The 1838-nt window shown below is 34.9% G+C and carries 2 protein-coding genes; one reads left to right on the top strand and one right to left on the bottom strand.

The features are described from left to right. Positions 1–112: PaREP1 family protein (locus DMP16_RS09530; protein WP_221929534.1), on the bottom strand; the 112-nt coding region annotated here is incomplete at its 3' end. Positions 113–243: 131 nt separating this feature from the next. Here DMP16_RS09530 and DMP16_RS09525 point away from each other — a divergent pair. Further along, positions 244–1458, top strand: coding sequence for a Zn-dependent hydrolase (locus DMP16_RS09525; RefSeq protein WP_069284683.1), 1215 nt, complete (start codon positions 244–246; stop codon positions 1456–1458). The last annotated feature ends 380 nt before the right edge of the window (positions 1459–1838 follow it).

The raw sequence follows: 1838 nt of genomic DNA, 5'->3' as shown, positions 1-1838 counted from the left end.
CGGCTTTATAATATTTTTCGGATGCTTGTGTAATATCACCTTTAGATAATAGATCATCAGCCTCCTCTATGAGAACATCAGAGGCAGTTAGTATCTTACTACTTTCTCCCATCTCAACAATATATTATCTCGAAAGCTTATATACTTGTACCTTTTTCCCAAAACTTAGTGATGGTTGACTAATTTAATTTCCTAAGAAGAAATAATATATATTTCCTAGTAAAAGTTATTTCTATGACCTTAATAAACACTCAAAGATTTCTAAATACCTTCCATTCTATGACAAACATAGGGTGGACAGAAGAAGGCGTAATGAGGATAGCTTTAAATGAGTATGACATTAAGGTTAGGGAAGAAGTTATTAAGCTCTTGTCCAGTATTGGGAGTGAAATTAATATCGATGACGGGGGTAATATAATTAGTAAGGTAAAGGGTAAGTCAGATGAGCTAATAGCAATAGGTTCACATATGGATTCCGTACCTTATGGTGGGAGGTTTGACGGATTTTATGGAGTAATGGCTGGATTAGAGATTTTGAGAGGGATTACAGATCATAAGGTTAGATTAAACCATTCTCTTTGTCTTATAGACTTCACTAATGAAGAAGGAGCTAGATTCCAACCTTCATTATTAGGTTCTGGCTTAACTACTGGGGTTTTTAGCAGAGATTTTGTTTATTCCAGAACCGATAAGAACGGAATATCTTTCGAAAAAGCGTTAATCACTTCAGGTTTCATGGGAGATAAAAGTAATAGACTTGAATATAATAAGCCTAAATATTACATAGAGTTGCACATAGAACAAGGGCCTATATTGGAGGAAGAAGGTTATCAAATAGGCATACCTTTAGGAATAGTTGGTTTAAGCGTATACGAATTTACATTTAGGGGACAGTCGAGTCAAGCAGGACCAACTCCCATGAGCAGGAGAAGAGATGCGTTAATTGGTGCTTCTAAGTTCACTACAAGAGTTAGAGACTTGGTAAGATCTAAGGGGGACAGTGTAAGAGCAACTGTGGGTATTATTAATGTTTTACCGAACGTTTATAACGCTATTCCTAGGGTAGCAACTCTTACATTAGATGTGAGGAGTATTGAGAAGAATGAAAGGGAAAAGACGATTAATGAGGCGATAAATATTGCCAAGGAGATAGCTGATGAAGAAAAGTTAGAAGTCAGTTATAGACACTTGTGGACTGCTGAGGGTGTAGATTTTGACAAAGAAGTCATTAATGCAATAGAAAGAGCATGTAAGGAGCTAAATATAAGGTATAAGTTTATGTATAGTTGGGCTGGTCACGATGCCCAGTACATGACTAGAATTTCTAAGGTTGGAATGATTTTTATTCCTTCCCATTTAGGGATAAGTCACGCTAAGGAAGAGTTCTCCTCAGATCAAGATATGACCAATGGTTTGAACGTCCTAGAAAAGACAATTAACATATTGGGCGAGTCCTAAAAATGCTTTTAAAAGCATTTTCTTATTATGTAGTCAATTTATATTTCTAAATGGTTAAATAAATAGTTAAGTTATATAATACATTCTTCTCTCATGAAAATATATATACCCTATCGGATATTATATATTATAAGGGTGGTTGAATTGAGACCATCGAGAAAAGTTGTAAAATACTCTCATATACTGTTCACGTTTTTAGAAATGTATATGTTATATTCTCCGTAGTGATTAATTTTCGGTGATTCTTATGGTAGTAGACGAGTACAAGAGACGTACTTTAAGATCTCTATCTCTTTATAGAGAAGCGAAAACTGTGATGCCTCTAGGAGTTTCTAGTAATTATAGGTATTTTGACCCTTACCCAATATACCTATCTAAGG

The organism is Sulfolobus sp. B1 (assembly GCF_007050195.1).
In the GTDB taxonomy this organism is placed as follows: domain Archaea; phylum Thermoproteota; class Thermoprotei_A; order Sulfolobales; family Sulfolobaceae; genus Saccharolobus.
The sequence above is the reverse complement of the archived record's forward strand: the minus strand, read 5'-3'. Positions and strand labels throughout refer to the sequence as shown.